This is a genomic window from Micromonospora sp. NPDC005161 (assembly GCF_053599855.1).
This window is the reverse complement of sequence record NZ_JBSFYQ010000137.1, coordinates 1-1,014: the sequence shown is the minus strand read 5'-3', so window position 1 is coordinate 1,014 and position 1,014 is coordinate 1. Positions and strand designations below refer to the sequence as shown.

Sequence of the window (1,014 nt, the reverse complement as noted above, 5' to 3'; positions counted from 1 at the left end):
TGCGATCTCACCCGCCCCCTTCGCCTCCACAGAGGCCATTCACTCCACAGGTCCCCAGCTCAGAGCCCTACCGCCCGACTACGCAATCGCCCTGGGTGCCCCTTCGGTTCAGCTAGCCGCCTGACGCCTCGCTTACAAGTTCTGGGCGCTCCGTCTGGGCGTGTCCGTCCGCATCCGTGAGCTCCGGCGACTGTCCGCGCCCGGCGACTGCCGACCGTCCTCGTCCCGGCCTGTTGCTGTCACCGTTGCTGTCGACAGCCGCGCCCTGGGCCCGGCTCAGTCCGGTCCGGCAGTGTCGGCGCTGCTGCCGCCGTAGAACCAGACCGCCGCCTGCGGCAGTTCTTCCGCAACACGCGCCGCCAGCACACGTCCCTCGGCGGCGAAGGCTGCGTCCTCCTCTGCCCCGATAGCTCTGCTGTCACTTGGATCGGCGATGTTGACCATGGATTCCGACCACTGCTGCCAGGCCGCCAGTCGCCCCACGAGGCCGGGGGAGAGTCCGAGCGTGGCAGGATCGCGCGGCTCGTAGACGCCGCTGTCCTCGTCACGAACCCACAATGGCCAGCATCCGTAGTCGTCCATCACCTTGATCAGCACTACGGCAGGCTACGTCGAGGAGTTGAAGCGGAATTTAGAGCCGCTGGCCCATCACCAGCGGGAACAGGACAGGTGACCTGCTCACGCGGTGCTTCGGGCTGCCAGCGTTGCTCGCTGGTTGACGACGTTTGACGGTGTCTTGTGCCCCCTGTGTGCCCCACACTGCCGGGGGCTTAATTGCCGTCCTCGCCTCTTGCCCCTCGCCTCTCCGCGCGCCACAACTCGTGCCCACGCATCAGCCATCCAACCCAGAACACCGCGAACAAGATCAGGAAGCACGCGAACAGCACAATGGCGAGCACCGCCGCGATCGGCTGGAACCCAGGGTCCCGGCAAAGTCGTGACGGGTGTCCGGCTTGGGATGGTTGGTGTAGACGCGCCTTCGCTGCGGGCAGCAGGACGGGCATGACCAGTTCA

At 66.5% G+C, this 1,014-nt stretch carries 2 protein-coding genes; both read right to left on the bottom strand.

The window, feature by feature from the left end; all coding sequences use genetic code 11:
* Positions 1-276: 276 nt before the first annotated feature.
* The gene (locus tag ACWD5O_RS37220; RefSeq protein ID WP_450088184.1) at positions 277-597 is read right to left on the bottom strand and encodes a hypothetical protein; all 321 of its coding nucleotides are present in this window, start codon (positions 595-597) and stop codon (positions 277-279) included.
* A gap of 173 nt (positions 598-770) precedes the next feature.
* The coding region (locus ACWD5O_RS37215) for a hypothetical protein (RefSeq protein ID WP_450088183.1) at positions 771-1,014 on the bottom strand (244 nt) is incomplete at its 5' end.